This is a genomic window from Desmonostoc muscorum LEGE 12446, from assembly GCF_015207005.2.
Taxonomy (GTDB): domain Bacteria; phylum Cyanobacteriota; class Cyanobacteriia; order Cyanobacteriales; family Nostocaceae; genus Nostoc; species Nostoc muscorum.
Map to the genome: position 1 here is coordinate 7,739,852 of NZ_JADEXS020000001.1, position 17,521 is coordinate 7,757,372.

Genomic DNA, 17,521 nt, shown 5'->3' on the forward strand with positions numbered 1-17,521 from the left:
TTACAAAAATAAAAAACTAATAAAGATATAGGCTTTGTTACAAATCTTAAAAATTAATCGTCCCACCCCAAAATTTTAGTAACTTCGTCGCAAATAGAGGTGGGTTCAAAGGGTTTGGTAATAATCCCGGCAATTCCCATCTGGGCGAAACGGGCACGATCGCTCCCTTGGACTTTCGCTGTTAACAAAATCACTGGAATCCTTTGGGTTACAGAATTTTCCTGAAGTTTTTCGTATACTGCAAAGCCGTCAATATCAGGCATAGACACATCAAGTAGAATCGCATCAATGGGTTTTGTCTGGGCGATTTTCAGTCCTTCTTCCCCTGATGCAGCTGTCAGGGTGTCCCATCCTCCCAAATCTTCTAAACAAGCTTGTACTAATTCGCGGATTCGTTCTTCATCATCCACAATTAATACTTGTCTGGTAATCATTGACCCACACTCCCTACTCCCTACTCCCTTTTTCCCGGCAATGGCAGAGTGAAGAAAAACGTGCTGCCGACACTAACAGTACTCTCAACCCAGATTTGCCCACCGTGCTGATCAATAATACTACGACAGATTGCCAATCCCAAGCCTGTGCCGCCTTTGGTGCGAGAATCAGAGGCATCTACTTGCTGAAATCTTCCAAAGATTGCTTCTAACTTATCTGCTGGGATACCTCGTCCTTGATCCGCGATCTGGAAAAGTACGCGGTCTGTTTGCTGTTGGACACTCAGGGTAATAGTAGAATCGGCAGGTGAAAATTTAATCGCATTACCTAACAAATTGGTGAGTGTTTGCACAATGGCATCAGCAGCCGCCCAAACTTGAGCATTGCTGGGGTGGATCTTAAAGGTAATATTTTGCTGATTGGCGATCGCCTGCACTCCTGCTACTGCTTGTTGAATTAAATCAGCGGCATTGCAGGTGGTTTTTTCTAAGACAGCTCGATCCGATTCTAAGCGTTCCAAATCGAGAATATCGTTGACTAGACGCACTAAGCGATCGCTGTCGATGGCTGCAATCTCAATCATCCGCTTGAATTTGTCTGGTTTTTTGTCGTAGATACCAGTTTGTAGTAAGCCCAGTGCGGCGCGAATTGCAGTTAAGGGAGTGCGGAGTTCGTGACTAACAATGCCAATAAACTCACTCTTCATCAGGTTAATCTGCTCTAGTTCAGTGATATCTTCGGCAATACCAGCAATCCGAACTACCTCGCCTAATTCATTTTTGATTGGAAATGCGCGATCGCGAATCCAACGGATTGAGCCATCAGGCCGGATAATGCGATATTTTTTATCGTATTGCCCTGTTTTCATCTGTTCAATGAGTTCAAGTTCGACGCCCTGGCGATCTTCTGGGTGAATTGCATCTAACCAATCTGAATAGTTGTGATACAAGTCCTCACAACTTTTTTGCCAGATGGTTTGGTATGCATTGCTCACATATAGAACCCATTTGACATCTAAGAAGGTGCTGCAAGCCTCTTAATCATTAGCCTGATGAAGCAGATATTGAGTTTGGCAGTGGCACTAACCAGGGTTCGTTCAAAGTTCTTAACCAGAATTTTACAGCGCTCCATCCAAGCATTGGAGCGTTCGATCACCCATCTAGCTATTGCCGGAACAAATCCAGATTTTCCTTGTGCCGCTTTCTCTTGTTTTGAGGGTTTCGTAGAAAGTTGAAACTGAATTTTGGTCATGATCTCTGGGTAAATTCGCTCTAACTCCTGAGTCAAATATTCTGGGTGATACCCATGATCTAGCAGGATAGTAATCTTGGGAATATCGATAGGTTTTGACTTGAAGTAGTCGATGTTGAGAGTAAACATCTCAATTAATCCGGCATCATCCGAGACATTGGCGCGAGTACAGAGCGTAAAAAAGGGAAACCCAAGGGTGTCAATAGCCAAATGCCTTTTAATACCGTTGGTGGCTTTGTAGAAGCAAAAACCTTTCGACTCCACACTGGCGTTGCAGGTATTTTTCACTGCTTGGGAGTCAATGATGATCAATGTCGTCCAGTGCGGTTTTTTTTTTACCTGTTCACGCACTTGTCCATGTAAGACACTCATCAGTTCCTCAAATACCCCGGCTGCTCGCCACTGTTTGTAGTGCCAATATACAGTGGAATAAGGGGGGAGGTCTTTAGGTAAGTCTTGCCAATTGCATCCATTTTTTAGTTGATAGAGAATTCCATTGAAGATATCTCGCTTTGGCCAGTTGGTCGGTCGAGTCTGCTTCTTAGTCGGTAATATCTCTTGCAATAAGGGTTCAAAAATTTCCCATTCTGCATCAGTGAGGTTGCTGGAATACGCCATTAGTATTGGATTTTAGATGCTGAGGAGTACCTTAATTCAAAACCTCACAAGATGTCAAATGGGTTCTATAGAACTTGCTGATTTTGAATATCAGTCATCCAAAATACTGCTTGGATGTTTTCTGCCAGCTGACGAAACTTTTCTTCGCTCTCGCGTAAAGCTTCTTGAATGCCTTTGCGCTGAGTGATATCTTGGTGAACTGCAACCAGAACGTCGCCGTAGTCGGGATGTCTGAATACAGAAGTCGTCACACTACACCAAAATGGTGTACCGTCTTTTTTAAGATTCTGGACTTCGTAGGTAGCTTCGGTATTTTGTAAGAGGGCAGAAAAAGTGCCTTGATTGACATCTTCAGTAGTTACCGATTTTGTGACATAGTTGACAATCGAAACGTGCTGACCGTTTAGTTCACTAGAGTCATAGCCAAACATCTGCTCAAATTTAGGATTGGCATAGATAATGATTGCATTATCTATTCTCACCAAGCAAATGCCTTCCCCCATATTGCGGGTGATTACGGCCTGAAGCTCTAGCATTTGCGCTTGTTCTAAAAGTGTGAGTTGGGTTTGTTGCTGCTCTATCACTGTTTTTTGCAGGCGATCGTTCGTCTCTGTCAGTTGTGCAGTGCGTTCTTGCACCCGTTGTTCAAGTTCGGCATTTAGTTGTTGTAGGTCAATTTCTGCCTGTTTGCGCTCCGTTAGTTCTATCTGTAACTGTTTGAACAAAGCTGCTTGCTGGATAGCAATGCTTACTTGCGCTCCTAACTGCCGCAACAGAGTAATTTCTGAAGATTGCCACTCACGAGGAGCCGCACATTGATGAGCCGCCAGTAATCCCCACAATTCATCTCCCAAGGAAACAGGAACGACGAGATTTGCCCTTACCTGGAGACTTTCCAAAAATTCAACGTGACAGGGACTAATTCCGGCAGTATAAATATCAGTTTTCGCAGTGACTAGGCCTTGTTTAAAGGGTTCGACGTTTTCTTCACCAATGCAAGGGTCGTAAATCTGGAGTGGTAAAAGAGCCATCCATTCCGGTGCAACAGACTCAACAACAATCGTTCCACCCCAACCTGGATAAAATTGGAAGATAGTGACGCGATCGCACTTCAGAAAATGCCGCACTTCATCGACAGTGGTTTGCAAGATATCTTGTAAATTGAGCGATCGCCGGATACGCTGACTCATCTCCATCACTAAACGCTGTTGTTCAAATTGCTGTTGCAGCGTTTCTTGTGTTTGTTTGCGTTCGGCTTTGCCGCGCTTGCGCTCGTCAAGAGTCATCCGCAATTGCTCGGCATTTTCCTGAGATAATTGTTGATTGAGTTGTTGAATCTTCTTTCTGCTGTACTGAAGATTGCCAGTGACCAGGTTAATTATCAAGGCAACCAGTAGGAAAAGTCCTAGCCGCAATACATCTTCTGGTTGATTAATCCCCAGTTGATATCGAGGGGGAATCAAGAAATAATCAATTGCCAGTGTGGAAAGGACAACTGTAACGATCCCTGGTCGAAAGCCACCATACCAAGTACTTGCGATGATAGCTATGTAGAAAAATGCACCAATGGTTCGAGAAATCAGCAGTTCTAGCCAGAGTGACAGCACCAGGGCGATGGCAGTTAAGCCAATAGCAACACCGTACTTTAATAATCGCCGATAATTTCCGATCATTCTTTACTTCTCCATGCCTGAGGGCGCCAGCGCGTTCTTTGAATCCGGCTCAGTACCCGTGTCACAAGTTCTGGTCCTAGCACTGGCTTGCTGATAAAATCATCGGCTCCGGCAGCAAAAGCTTGCTGAAGGAATTCTGCTTCAGTATGAGATGTAACTACTAAAATAGGTAAATCTCCCCATTGGGCATCCTGTCGCACGACTTGACATAACTCTAAGCCGTTAACTATTGGCATTTCTAAATCTAGCACGATTAAATTTGGAGATGTTGCAATTAGCACCTGCCAAAATTGCTGTGATTGGGAGAGAGTTGTTACTTCCAGCCCCCAAGGAGTTAGCAACGCCGATAATCCAGCGAGCATTACAGGGTCATCATCTACGATTAAAACTTTGGCTTCGGAAGTTTTAGGTTGAGGTAAGACACGAGCGATCGCCTGAAAAATCTGCTCGGTTGTCGCCGGTTTATGCAAAAATTGTCTAGCTCCTAAACGCGATACTGCCAGCCGATCTGCCAGAGTATCTCGTCCTGTAAAAACAATTACTGGGATATTTGGCGATCGCTCTACTATCTCGCTCAATAATATTAATCCGTCTTCCTCTGTTGTCGGAAAACTCAAATCCAGTAAAACAGCGTCAGGAGTTTTTAAGGAAAAAAGCGATCGGGCTGTTGCTAAGTTTGGTGCAACCTTCATCCTGATACCCCATGAGTCGGCTTCTGCCTGCAACCGCTCCGTCAGCATCACATCATCATCGATGACTAACAGACGATAAGTTTGGTTCATCGGTAAGTTTTGAGCGGTGGAAGTGACAGCAGGCTTGGTTAACTCTTGCTGTAATGCTGTTACCAGTTGCGAAAAATCAGAGATTTGATCTGGAGATAGAGAGAAATCTTCAAGTAGGAAATGCTCTATTTTCCGTGCTAGCCGCGAACCCTCTGGATAACCGAACGACCCCATCGAACCTGCTAGCTTATGGGCTTCACGCAATGCATGTTGTTGTAAATCTTCATTTAAATTCCCTGCTAAGAGTGCAGTTTTTGCCTGTTCCAGCACTATAACCTGTCCGGCAAAGGAATTCCGAAATCGCTCCAGCACACGATTTACAGAAGTCATATCTTTGGGGATGGGTTTTTTCTTTCCATCTTGATTCTTTTCCCCAACAGAGATGGAGCGATGAGGTGCAGGCTTGATGCGATAGCCCATGCCATATACGGTTTCTAGAAATTCTTCTGCTAGCCCTGCTGTTTTCAGTTTCTTTCGCAAGTCTTTAATATGAGTCGTCACTGCATTTTCAGTCGGTGCATCCCCAAATCCCCAAAGCCGATCTAGAATTACTGCACGACTAAAGATCCGATCTGGGTTTTGCAAAAATAACTCCAGCAGTTTATATTCTGTTGCTGTGAGGAGAATTTCCTGCTCATTACAAGTTACTCTGCCCGCATTTGGATCTAAACAGACATTTCCCCAGGTTAAAGTGGATGATGAGATTGCCTCATTGCGTCGTAATAAAGAGCGAATTCTTGCTAGTAATGCTTCTGGATCGAATGGCTTGATGACGTAATCATCTGCTCCGGCATCTAACCCTGCCACAATATCTGCATTAGAATTTTTCCCTGTTAGCAAGAGAATAGATTTACGATAGCCTTGCGATCGCAGTTGCCGACACAAGGTAATGCCATCTAGTTTTGGAATTAGCCAGTCCAGCAATATCAACTCATATTCAGTCGATATCGCTAGCTCTAATCCAGCTTGTCCATTGCTTGCTATGTCGATAGTATAACGATTTGCACTCAACAACTCGAAGAGTGCTGTACTCAGTAATACATCATCCTCTACCAACAAGATTTTCATAAGTTGTATCTAAAGAAGATGCTTATGACATCTTCGCGATCAGAGCGCATATTATCTGCATGGTCAAACTGCTGTATGATTTTAATATATTGTTACAAACTTTACAATAAGTTAATTTAAATTTTGCTTTTTTAATAGTACATAGACCCTCGGTGTAGGGGCACAGCACTGCTGTGCCCCTAAATAGACCACGTTGTAGGGTAGCACCGCTGTGCTACCCTACCGGGGATTGTGGTTCAAATAGATGAAAAACGCTGTAAACTACTTCAAAATGCTAATTGCGAATGTCAATTCATGACTGTTTATAGCAGGCAAATTCCATTGAAAAGGTAGCCATCCCAGAAGTGAGCGATCGCAATTCTGTAGAATACCCAAACATTCGCGCCAGCGGTACTTCTGCCCGAATCACTGAATATCCTTGCATTGTCTCGGAACCCAACAGCAAACCTCGACGGGATGAGAGGTCACCTTGAACCCTTCCCATGAAGTCGTTTGGTGTTTCCACTTCTACAAGCATAATGGGTTCGAGGATGTGGGGTTTGGCTTTGGCGATCGCACTTTCAAGTGCTTGATGGGAAGCCGACCGAAACGCCAATTCTGAAGAGTCAATGGGGTGATAGGAACCCCCCTCCAAAATGACTTTCACCCCGGTCACCGGATAGCCTGATAGCTTTCCTGATTCCATCGCCTCCCGGAAACCCTTCTCACAAGCAGGGATGTACTCTCTGGGAATCGCACCCCCAACTACCCGATTCTCAAAAACAAATGGCTCATCTGTCGGTTCAATCCACCCATTAACATGAGCATACTGACCAGGGCCACCTGATTGTTTTTTGAATCGGTAGTCAAAGCTAGCTTTTTGTCCAATGGTTTCCCGGTACGCCACGGCGGGAGTACCAACATAAACTTCAGCATTGTATTCCCGTTGAATCCGCTCTAGGTAAATTTCCAGGTGTAGTTCACCCATCCCAGAAATTAGGGTTGCTCCTGATTCCGGGTCGATGGTCAAGCGGAAGGTGGGGTCTTCCCGTTGAAAGCGGTTGAGTGCTTTGGAAAGGCGATCGCTATCTTCCTGTTTTTTGGGCGTAATTGCCAGTGTAATCACTGGTTCTGGCACATACATCCTTTCCAGAGATACTAGTGTTTCTCCGGTACAAAATGTATCGCCAGAGGCACAATCTACACCCAAGAGAGCAACAATATCCCCAGCAACTGCAACTTTCACCTCTTCGCGCTTGTTGGCGTGCATTCTCACCAAGCGACCGATTTGCACCCGTTGTTCTGTACGGGAGTTATAGACGGTATCACCCGCCTTTAATGTCCCAGAGTAAATACGAGTGTAGGTCAACTGTCCGAAGGACTCAACGGTGAGTTTGAATGCCAAAGCCACCAAGGAAGCATCCGGGTTAGGGATTAGGGATTGGGTATTGGGTACTGGGGATTGGGGATTGGGTATTGGGGATTGGGGATTGGTTATTTCCCTTGTCCCTTTATCCCCTAGTCCCCAGTCCCCAGTCCCTAGTCCCCAGCCCCTATCCACCGGAGATGGTAGATAAAGAGCGATCGCATCCAACAGATTTTGCACTCCTTTGTTTTTGAATGCTGAACCCAGCAGTACCGGTGTCAGTTCCAGACTCAAGGTTGCTTGGCGGATGGTTTGCCAAATCAGTTCTTGGGGAATCTCCTTACCTGACAACAACATTTCCGTCATCGGTTCAGAGAACAGCGACAAAGCATCTAGCAACTTCTCGCGTGCTTGTTGTGCCTCCTCTACCAGAGTGTCGGGAATTGGCTGTTTTACCCAATTTTCCCCGTTTTCACCCCCAAAGTAGTGAGCGGTCATTTCCACCAGGTCAATTACACCTTGGAATTGGTCTTCACTACCGATGGGATATTGCAGCAAGACAGCGTTTAATTGTAGGCGATCGCGGATTGCCTGTACTACACGAAACGGATTTGCACCCATGCGATCCATCTTGTTGATGAATGCCAAACGCGGCACACGGTAGCGTTTCATCTGCCGATCCACTGTGATGGACTGGGATTGCACACCCGCCACGGCACACAACACCATCACTGCCCCATCCAGTACCCGCAGGGCACGCTCTACTTCAATGGTGAAATCAACATGTCCTGGTGTATCAATTAAATTGATTTGAGTATCGTGCCACTGACAGGTTGTCGCAGCCGAGGTAATGGTAATACCATGTAGCTTTTCCTCCGGCATAAAATCCATCGTTGCACCCTTGCCGCCTCCCTTCACCTCCTCAATAGCATGGATTCTGCCTGTGTAGAAGAGAATTCGCTCTGATAGCGTAGTTTTACCAGAGTCGATGTGGGCAGAAATACCAATATTGCGGACGCGTTCTCGGGGAATCATAAAATTTCCTTTTGTTTAAGCAACAAACAGTCACCACCTCAGCGGTGATATATTTTGTATTATATATGTAGTACTGTAAAAAGAAAAGGCTGTTAAACTCATCCCACCGCTAAAAGGGGATGGGATTTCACGTTGACTGTTGACTGTTGACGGTTAAGAGTCAACGAATTTTGGATTTTAGATTTACGATAGCGCTGGCGGCAAGCGAGTCATCTCCCTTGGCGCTAGCCTCTCCCTTTGGGAGAAGGGGAGACGCTCGTTGCGCAACGAGCGTCTTTTGGATTGACCCCGCGCTACTTGCGGTACGGGGCTTAGGGATGCAAGAATTTTAAATTTTGGATTTATTCCGCCCACAAGGGGGAGCCACTGGGGTGGACGGGAAACCCTGCATAAAGCAAGTGGCATCGGGGCATAAGCCGAAATAATCTAAAATCTAAAATCTAAAATTGGCGCGGTCAACAGTTAACAATCAACCTCTTTGAGTTTTGCAGCACAAACCCACCGATTGCGTCCTTGTTCTTTAGCTTTATACAAAGCTTTATCGGCTGCATCAACTAACTCTTGAGCAGAACTTTTAGCTGTTGGTATTTGAGTCGCCACACCTAAACTGACGGTGACAAAATCTTGAAAGCTATTCTTTTTCGTATGAGAAATCTTTAATTTTTCAATAGAGTGATGAATCAACTTAGTTACTTTAATAGCGCCTAATTCGTTTGTATTGGGCAAAAGGACAATAAATTCTTCGCCACCATAACGAGCTAGTAGATCCGTAGGACGTTTTAATACAGTTTGTGCTGCACGAGCAACTTGTATTAAGCATTCATCCCCTGCTAGGTGTCCATAATAATCGTTATAATCTTTAAAATAGTCAATATCCAATAAAATTAAAGATAAATAATTCCCAGTTTGTTTCAGTCGATTCCATTCCCGCTCTAAAAATTCATCAAAACAACGACGGTTAGCTATTTTGGTTAGACCATCTAGCTTACTAAGTTTTTCTAACTGAGAATTTGCCACTCCTAAAGCATGATTCGCTTGAATCAATTGATTAGCTTGAAAGCGGGACTGCTGTAATAATCCTGAATGTTCTAAAGCCACATTAAACTGACCTGCTAATTGTCGGATAAATTTAATTTCCAACGTTTTCCAGTCGCGTGAGCCACGGCACTGATGAACACATAGTAATCCCCATAAAGTTTTTCCTTTCATTAGGGGTACAACGATTTGCGCCTTGATTTGAAATTGCTCTAGCACTGCAAGGTGACAATCTTTTATCCCAGCTTGATAAACATTTGATAATACCTGTATACGCCCTTGGTGATAAGGAACTGCATATTTTTCAGCAAAACAATGATCCTTCACTTTTATGCCAATCACCGAATCGCAATCAGGCAATACATTCTCGGAGACAAATTCACCATAAGTATAGTTCGATTCAGGATCAAATCGAAATATCCCGACGCGATCTGCACGGAGAGCTTTACGAACTTCTCGTACAGTTGTCTTAAACAAAGTGCCTAAATTCAGAGATTCACGAATTTCAGCGACTAAATTAAACAGAATCTCCTCCTGCTGATTGGCTTTATGCAGTTCTGCTGCTTTTTGTTCTGCGTGAGCTAACAATTCTGCTTGTTTGACTGCAAATCCTAACTGTGTTGCAATCTGAGACAGAAATTGTATTTCTAATTTTTTCCATTCATGTGGCTGTGAGTGCTGATAAGCAGCAAGTACTCCCCACAGTTTTTTTCCCACAAAAATTGGTGCAGTTGCATAAGCTCGAATATGGAACTGTTCTAAAATTTCTAAATGGCATTGAGACAAGCCTGCTGAGTAGACATCTGAAACTACCAAAGTTTCATTATTACGATAACGTCCACCTTGATGTTCTTGTAGATAAGAGTCATTCCAAACTGTATTTTTTCCTAATGTATCTACATCATCCCATCCAGGCTCTGCAAACTCAAAGTCGTTGACAAATTCTCCACCCCAGTCATTATGGAAACGATAGACGGCAATCCGCTCAACGCGGAGTAACTTACAAGTTTCTTTAGTGGCTGTACGAAAAATTGTTTCTAACTCCAGAGAAGCTCGGATTTTGCTAATGACTCTATAAAGCGCCCTTTCTTGGTCTTCTAGTTGGTGAATTTGAACATTTTTGTCATGCAATTGAGCTTTTAAATCACTAACACTAGGCTGTCCTAAAAGTTTACAAAATAAATCAGCAGATACTTTGGTGATGTTATGTAAAAATTTTTCTAACATAAAAAGCAGAATTTAAATTATTTGACGTATAAAAAAAGGGAATAAACGGTATACTGAGGTAATTATTTTGACTTGATATTAACTTATACCAAAGCTTTCTTTAAGTCTAACTCTGCGACAAATTATTGTGTTAAAAGATTCAATTAAAATACCAAGCATAATACTTGCTGTTTATTAGTATTCTAGACCCATTCCGAACAAGTTAAAAATACGTAAATAGGACTTACGCACTGTACAAAATACTCATCTTGTGAATCAACGTAAATACGTAGTTACAGGTTTTTACTAATCATTTTTTGATGGTAAATAGACCTGCGCTGTAGGGGCACAGCATTGCTGTGCCCCTACGACAGATGTAGTTTTTCAAACTACTCATATTTTGTCTTTCCTGTCAATGCGTAAGTCCTAGTAAATTTTGCCAATGAGATAATCAGATTGTTGTAATTAGTGAAAAAGTTCTCAAGCGTCTTGGGCGTCGTGTTTCTAGAAGAGTAAAAGGTTCAAAGAACAAGGGCAAAGCTAAGACTTTTTTAGCTCATCGCCACCTCAAAATAAGTAGGCAATCGTATTGCACCATGCTGTGAAATTAGCACGGTGCGTAGTTCAGTCTAACGACTTGATAGCCCATGAAGATTTGAGGATTAAAAATATGGTGAAAAATCATTGTTTAGCCAAGTTCATTAATGACGCATCTTGGTATCAGTTTCGTGTATGGGTTGAGTACTTTGGTAAGGTATTTAAGCGTGTCACGGTTGCGGTTAACCCGCAATATACAAGCGCTGTTTGCTCTAGTTGCGGTGTCATTGTTAAGAAAACATTATCCACTAGGACGCACGTCTGTAAGTGCGGTTGTATCATGGATCGCGATGAAAACGCAGCTAGAAATATCCTTAGTCGGGGATTGGGTACGGTAGGGCATATCGGAACCTTTGCGCTAGACGCAAGCAACGCTTTAGGAGATGTGACCACAACTCATGTTGGAGTAATCCTGGATGAGCAAGTCATGTCTTTGATTAAAGAATCCCCGTCTCTTTAGAGCGGGGAGTGTCAATCCATGCCCCTTTGGTTAAACATTGCCATCAATTTACGCTTACGACCATGCCTTTGCATCAAATTTTCTCGATAGCTTAACCAGTCAGCCTTTCTGCTAGATTCCAAGTAGGCAGTACGTGCTTTTTTTAGCCATTCCACGGCGTAGTAGTAGTATTCTGCTTTACCTGCATCCATAATTTTTTCAGCACGGCTACGGGCGTTGGCAATTACCCAGCCAGGATTATGAGCGATCGCAGCGTCCATGACTCGGTGAATCAACTCAGAATCATAAGAACTAAGTTCACTAACGATCGCAATTGCATCATCAATTAATCCCTCGTGCAATAAAATATCCACTTTGGCTGGTTCTGTTCCCCAACCACTATAACTGCGGATGATTTTCAGCAAATCTGTTTTGAGACTTTCCCAGTTTTCGCCAGCTAATTCTTGCATCTTTTGGTAGTCAAAAAACGAGGGCTTGACTTGGAAAGCCGCTTTGATTGCTAATAAAGCAGCTTCACCATTACCCAATTCAACAGCTAAATCACTTGTCCAAATTCCCAACTCGTACTGACAATTACCTGGTAAATTTAATCCACTCTGGGCGATATCTAGTGCTTGCTGTAATGCTCCCTGAACGCTTACGAGTGTTTTTGCTAGGGCAAAGGCTTCTGCCATTGAGTTCATCTGAGTTTGAGCAGCATCAATTGCTTCTTCTACTCTGCCTAAACGCCCCAGCATTGTCAGATATTGCTCGGTTTGCCCTTCCGCTTCAGCCAAATACAGGTATTCTTGGTAACGTTCCTGACGTTCGAGAATTTTTAGGCGGATTAGTGCCAAATCATCTGCATAGTCTGGCACATCTTCTTCCCAAGCTCCTCTTTCGGTGATATCACCTTGGAGAACTTGCACCAGGGGTGGATAATCCCAGCCTTGGCGTAAAGCCTCCATAATCATGGTAAAGTCAGCGTTCCATTCATCTTGCCATGCTTCTAAATTTATTTGAATATCGACTTTTTCCTCTGGGGTGAGGTTGGCGGCGAGAATTGCTTCACACCAAGCCTGATTTAATTCTTGGACAATTTCATCATTGTCAGCACCATATTCTGCAACATCGTCCCAATTTTCCACGCAGGTAGAGGTAATCGCTTCTAAAATAGCGATCGCATTTTCACCCTCTCCCCGTTCGCTAAAATCTAGAGCAGTTTCCACTACACTTAGCAATTCTTCAACAATTGGGTCTTCTTCGTAACCCTCCTCGAAATACCGCACAGCTTCTCGGAGAATCTGCTGCACTTGCCGGCGAAAGGGAGCCGGATCGATAGTACTGCGCCGTAAAGATTTTATACTTTTTTCTTGGGCAACAGGAGCAATCATCCAGCTAACACGACGGTCAATCGCCTCAATTAGTGGCGGGTATTCTGCTACCAAATCTTGCACTAGCCTTTGAGTTTGGATATGATCCAGGCGATCGAGTAATTCTTCTAGGGTAGGACGCTGCTCAATATGTTCTGAGTGACGCGCACACACGAGCATCGTTGCCACAATATGTTTGCACCACCCATCAAAGTTGTAGGCACAGGTGCAGTTAACAGAAGTCAATCCACTGCTATCGAAATTCAAGCTGACATGATAAGGTATGGCTTCACTGCCCACAACATCTGCCTGAAGCAGATCGCCACGTTGGGTGATAGCATTAACAGCACCAGCTTCATAGTATGCCTCGCCCCGCTGGAAAGATTTGGCGTTGGCATGACGGCGGATAGTAAACTCACTAATTTGGGGAATAGACATCGGGCGATCGCCTGCGTAAATCCTCTGGATAAATCCAGCTTAGGTCTTAAACTAACGCACTGTAAAGAATCATAACTGTGGATGAATTAGACAGAACCTTCCCTTCCAAAAAAGGGACAAAAGCTGCTTTTTATGTCGCAAAAGCTGCTTTTCATGTCGCAAAAGCTGCTTTTCATGTCGCAAAAGCTGCTTTTCATGTCACAAAAGCTGCTTTTCATGTCGCAAAAGCTGCTTTTCATGTCACAAAAGCTGCTTTTCATGTCACAAAAGCTGCTTTTCATGTCACAAAAGCTGCTTTTCATGTCGCAAAAGCTGTTTTTCATGTCATAGGACTTACGCATGGGTAACGGAAAATCGTAGACGCGAAGCAGCTTCCCGCAGAAGACGCAGAAGACACCGAGAAATAAGAGTTTTAGAGAGTTATTGCATAAGTCCTATAGCAATTTGAAAAAAGAATGCGACAAATCGATCATTTGTAGAGACGCGATTCATCGCGTCTTCACCCAAGGATGTGTCGCAATTATTAATTGAATTGGTATAGGACTCATATTTGATTTCTGAAAAAAATCCGTACACTTACGAAGTACTTTTTCCTACTCCCTACTCCCCACTCCCAGCATACGCAGATAATTTCAAAAATCAAAACGGATTCCTATATTAGTGTTTCGGTCAAAAGCAGAACTGTTTATTTCCCAGAGCAGTAGCTATTAATTTCCTTGACTATTGAACTTTCTTCCTGACCACTCTTTTGCAGAGATGCCAAAGAGGTTTTTGCCGCTGGCAGATTCTTTTTATCTATAGCTGTTGCTGCATTCTTCAATTCCTTAGTAATGTCCTGATAAAGTGTGAGAAAGCGTCCTTGAAAACCTTGGAGTTTTTCATCTTTAATTTCTAGTGCTTTCATTTCTTGGGCAAGTGGGTCTATCTTGGCAGCAAGTTCAGTTAAAGCTTTAGAACCTTTTGCCGGATTGGGATTTTTACCGAATTCCTGACCTAGAGCAGATGCCTGATTGGCAACCTTGATAATTTTGTTACATTGGGCAACTTTACTTTCTCCACAACTTGCAAATAATAATGCGATCGCAGTTGTGACTGAAAGTATAAAACTTTGCTTTACTATATGTTGCATAGGTTCCATGATCTCCGACTATGTTTCGCTAAGGTTGGGCAAAGGAAATTGATAGTCAGCAAAAATACTTTTCTTTTTGTCAAAAATTTCTATTTCTGCTTCTGGTATCACGTCCGGCTAATCACTTATGATTCAAATCTCTGTGCATTAGGGCGTCAGTTTAAACAATAGAACAGAATTCAGGAGTCAGAATTCAGAATTCAGAATTCAGGAGTCAGAATTCAGAAGTAAAACGACCTTTACACTTGGCTTTGAGAGTGAAGTTGTGTACTTCAGCAACTTAAAATCTGCTGTAAGTTTTCAACAGGACATGATATGACTTTTTTATCCCTGCTACTTTATACTGCATTTTGTCGCAGATGTGTATGTGATTTTACTTAAATAAACTTATTCTGCTAATTTTGGCATTAATTTCAATGTGGCAGTAGTATTTGCTGTAACATTATTTTGTTGCCACAGCATGGGGTGGTATTCAATCTGACGCCAAAGGTCAACCATATCGTTGTAGTGTCTATGGAAGGCATGGCCTGATTGTCCAGGGGTATGAATGAAGAGTGAGTTATCCAAATTTCCCAAATCTACAATCATCCGCAATGAAGGAATATCCGTGACTTCAAAGGATTTGTTTGCCTTCCAGCGGTTAGCATTCACTGTTTCGCCGTTACCAGCCGTGGCAAAAGCACCACGATTAAACAAAGCTTCAATGGGTGCAACCCCAGATTTACCCAAGGTGGCATTACGAAAAGTAACAGTATGTAGTTTGCCCCAATTCCAGTTTTTTGGGTTTTTACCTTGAATGCGTTCTAGTTCATCTACGGCTTTTGTAAAAGATTCTTGGAGGATTTGGTCGCGGTTCTCAACTTTTGGGGTGTTGCGATTATCCCACCAAGAACTATTGGGCTGTTTGACTAGATTGGCCATTACAGCGTACCAGCGATCGCCGCCACTAGGAAAATATCTTTCAGGCAACTGATCGTGAAATGTATCTGCCAAAAAGTTTTTCCAGAATACTTCAAATAAAGCCGCAGCAGGTGATGTCATTCCCAACTGCAAATTCCAATCTTGTAGCAGTTTTTGGGCTGCTTGCAAGCGGGGTGTATCAACTGCAAGGGATTGCAGTAATGGTACTAGTGTTTGGGCATTGAGATTGCGATCGCTACCCTGTATCTGTTGTACATCCTTCAAGGAAATCGGCTGAGTTTGTTGTAAAATCATCTCAACAATTTGCTTTGCCCGATAACCATAAACCCAATCTGCGGTAATTAAATAAGGATATTCACGGGAAACTAAATTATTAGCAGTAGCAATAAAACCTGCGGATGGATTGAAAGCTTTGGGCAACTCTTCAAAGTCAATATAGCCTTGCCACTCATATTCATCCGTCCAACCAGGAACGGGATAACGCCCATCTCCCTTGGCTCTGATGGGGAATTTACCAGGCATTTGGTAGCCAATGTTGCCATCAATGTCAGCGTAGACTAAATTTTGAGCAGGAACATCATAATTCTTGGCAGCAGTACGAAATTCCTCCCAATTTTGGGCGCGATTGATTTGGGGAATAGCATAGCCTAGCTTAGAAGGTTCTAGGGCAGTCCACCGCAGGGCAACGGCGTAGTTTTGCGGTAATTTTAGGGGCTGACTGGGTTGGAATTGCTGGAGATTCGGCGAAACATCAGAGAGAATCGGCCCGTGTCGGGTGTAGCGAACCGTTTGGATAATTGGCTGACTTCCTGCAACTTGAATCGTCTCTGGAACGAGTTGCATATCAACCCATTTGTCATTTACCTCATATTGGTTGGGGTTTTTGGGGTTGATTTTCTCGATGTATAAATCCATGACATCAGATTGTACATTGGTGACACCCCAGGCAATGCGATCGCTATGACCGATAATTATTCCGATCATTCCCGCAAAAGAAAAGCCAGCAACGTTGTAAGGACATTCTGTACTTTTAGGCGTGCAATGCAAACCAACCTCATACCAAATCGAGGGAATTTGCACACCCAAATGGGGGTCATTGGCCAAAATCGGCTTACCTGTAGCGGTGCGTTCCCCAGATATCACCCAGTTATTTGAGCCAATGCCAATTCCCGTAGAACCAATTAGTTTTTCCAAAGCCATCATCGGCTGAGTAATTGACTCTAAAGCAGAGAAGAGGGAAGAAGACGTGGGGAAAGAATTCTCGCTGTCCTCTTTCACCGCGTCCCCGCGTCCCCGTGTCTTTGCGTCTGCTTTCTTCTCAAATTCCGGCAAAATCACTGGTAAATCTGGAGGATACGGGGGAAAAAGTTCCTCAACTTGAGTAGGGGTCAGAGTTTTAAGCAGTATTGCTCGTTCAATTTCGCTCTGGAAATTTCTGCCCAAATCATAAGCCATTACCTTACCCCAGGTCAGAGAATGGAGTATTTGCCAAGGTTCTGGCTGATATGCAGGATTGAGGAACTTTAGCACAGCGTATTCTAAACTCAGGGTGCTGCCTTGATGGTTTGCTAAATAAGCGTTGACGCCATCGGCGTAAGCTTCCAGGTATGCCTTCATTTCTGGATTGATTTGCTGGATTTCTTGCTGCGCCACCCTCGCCCAACCCATTGTCCGCAGATATTTGTCAGTCTCAACTTGAGAGGAACCAAACATTTCTGAGAGTCGCCCAGAACCAATGTGTCGCCAAAAGTCCATTTGCCAAAAGCGATCTTGGGCGTGAATGTAACCTTGCGCCATGAACAAATCGTGGGAATTGGCAGCATAAATATGGGGAATTCCCCATTTATCACGCTGAACGGTTACTTCGGCTTTTAGTCCAGGTAGTTGAATTGTGCCACTCTCTTGGGGAAATGATTGGCGCACAATGTTTGTGGCAAGTCCCATTAACAATAGCCCCAGGACTAACAGCAAAATCAGAATAGTTTTGAGTGTTTCAAGTAACCAACGTTTCCTAGAGCTTTTGATTTGGGCTTGCCGTGGCATTGTTGAGTTAAATCACCCGACGTTACAAAGTTGATATTACATTAAAGTTGACAACGGGGGATATTTGGCAGTTTGGTAGCTTCCAACGAGAAAAGCGGATGATAACTCAAGACTTAATGCTTTAAAAGACTCT

Annotated in this window: 11 protein-coding genes and 1 pseudogene; 2 read left to right on the forward strand and 10 right to left on the reverse strand. The window is 43.5% G+C overall.

The genetic code is table 11. From position 1 onward, the window contains the following. Positions 1 to 53: 53 nt before the first annotated feature. The 7 genes from IQ276_RS31815 to IQ276_RS31845 all read right to left on the reverse strand — a co-directional run bounded on the left by IQ276_RS31815 (position 54) and on the right by IQ276_RS31845 (position 10,469). On the reverse strand, positions 54 to 434 hold the full coding sequence (locus IQ276_RS31815; RefSeq protein ID WP_193925599.1) for a response regulator: 381 nt from the start codon (positions 432 to 434) through the stop codon (positions 54 to 56). 20 nt (positions 435 to 454) lie between these two features. Then, positions 455 to 1,429 (reverse strand): sensor histidine kinase, encoded by a 975-nt coding sequence (locus IQ276_RS31820; protein ID WP_235116142.1) that lies wholly within the window; start codon positions 1,427 to 1,429, stop codon positions 455 to 457. Positions 1,430 to 1,449: 20 nt separating this feature from the next. Continuing rightward, positions 1,450 to 2,304 (reverse strand): IS5 family transposase, encoded by an 855-nt coding sequence (locus IQ276_RS31825; protein WP_235115308.1) that lies wholly within the window; start codon positions 2,302 to 2,304, stop codon positions 1,450 to 1,452. Between the two features lie 65 nt (positions 2,305 to 2,369). Continuing rightward, positions 2,370 to 3,977 carry a DUF4118 domain-containing protein gene (locus IQ276_RS31830; protein WP_193922378.1) on the reverse strand — a complete coding sequence of 536 codons (1,608 nt, stop codon included), beginning with the start codon at positions 3,975 to 3,977 and terminating at the stop codon, positions 2,370 to 2,372. Then, positions 3,974 to 5,827 carry a response regulator gene (locus IQ276_RS31835; protein ID WP_193922380.1) on the reverse strand — a complete coding sequence of 618 codons (1,854 nt, stop codon included), beginning with the start codon at positions 5,825 to 5,827 and terminating at the stop codon, positions 3,974 to 3,976. The genes IQ276_RS31830 and IQ276_RS31835 overlap by 4 nt, the downstream gene beginning before the upstream one ends. A gap of 292 nt (positions 5,828 to 6,119) precedes the next feature. Next, entirely contained in the window at positions 6,120 to 8,207 is a 2,088-nt protein-coding gene (locus IQ276_RS31840; RefSeq protein ID WP_235116143.1) for an elongation factor G, read from the reverse strand. Positions 8,208 to 8,669: 462 nt separating this feature from the next. Continuing rightward, the gene (locus tag IQ276_RS31845) at positions 8,670 to 10,469 is read right to left on the reverse strand and encodes a diguanylate cyclase domain-containing protein (RefSeq protein WP_193918840.1); all 1,800 of its coding nucleotides are present in this window, start codon (positions 10,467 to 10,469) and stop codon (positions 8,670 to 8,672) included. A gap of 449 nt (positions 10,470 to 10,918) precedes the next feature. Between IQ276_RS31845 and IQ276_RS31850 the strand changes: the two are divergent. Then, positions 10,919 to 11,505 (forward strand): annotated as a pseudogene (locus IQ276_RS31850) (RNA-guided endonuclease InsQ/TnpB family protein); the annotation flags it as partial. 11 nt (positions 11,506 to 11,516) lie between these two features. Here the strand turns inward: IQ276_RS31850 and IQ276_RS31855 are convergent. Continuing rightward, positions 11,517 to 13,295: an SWIM zinc finger family protein gene (locus IQ276_RS31855; protein ID WP_193918842.1), complete on the reverse strand. Its 1,779-nt coding sequence runs from the start codon at positions 13,293 to 13,295 to the stop codon at positions 11,517 to 11,519. A gap of 77 nt (positions 13,296 to 13,372) precedes the next feature. Here IQ276_RS31855 and IQ276_RS31860 point away from each other — a divergent pair, with 77 nt between their 5' ends. Further along, positions 13,373 to 13,642 (forward strand): hypothetical protein, encoded by a 270-nt coding sequence (locus IQ276_RS31860; protein WP_193918844.1) that lies wholly within the window; start codon positions 13,373 to 13,375, stop codon positions 13,640 to 13,642. Between the two features lie 338 nt (positions 13,643 to 13,980). On the opposite strand, the gene IQ276_RS31865 is transcribed toward IQ276_RS31860, so the two are convergent. Next, positions 13,981 to 14,424, reverse strand: coding sequence for a hypothetical protein (locus IQ276_RS31865; protein WP_073640274.1), 444 nt, complete (start codon positions 14,422 to 14,424; stop codon positions 13,981 to 13,983). A 387-nt stretch (positions 14,425 to 14,811) separates the two neighbouring features. Further along, positions 14,812 to 17,388 carry a penicillin acylase family protein gene (locus IQ276_RS31870; protein ID WP_193918846.1) on the reverse strand — a complete coding sequence of 859 codons (2,577 nt, stop codon included), beginning with the start codon at positions 17,386 to 17,388 and terminating at the stop codon, positions 14,812 to 14,814. Positions 17,389 to 17,521: the final 133 nt, after the last annotated feature.